Annotated in this window: 1 protein-coding gene; it reads left to right on the plus strand. The window is 51.6% G+C overall.

Annotated features, from left to right (window positions below; all coding sequences use genetic code 11):
* The coding region (locus tag GPK94_RS15870) for a CHC2 zinc finger domain-containing protein (RefSeq protein WP_215656270.1) at positions 1-217 on the plus strand (217 nt) is incomplete at both ends.

The following is a 217-nucleotide window of genomic DNA, read 5'->3' on the forward strand; positions in this document are numbered from 1 at the left end:
TTTATGGGATAAAAGTCAGGCGAAATGGCATGGCCTGCTGTCCTTTTCACGATGATAAGAACCCCAGCATGAAGGTAGACCAGCGATTCCACTGCTTTGGCTGCGGTGAAGATGGGGATGTGATCGACTTTACCGCAAAGCTCTTTGACCTCTCCCCAAAAGAAGCGGCGGAGAAACTGGCACAGGACTTTGGCCTGATCTATGACAGTCAGGCCCC

It is taken from the genome of Pseudoflavonifractor sp. MCC625, from assembly GCF_018784545.1.
GTDB classification, from domain to species: Bacteria; Bacillota; Clostridia; order Oscillospirales; family Oscillospiraceae; genus Pseudoflavonifractor_A; species Pseudoflavonifractor_A gallinarum.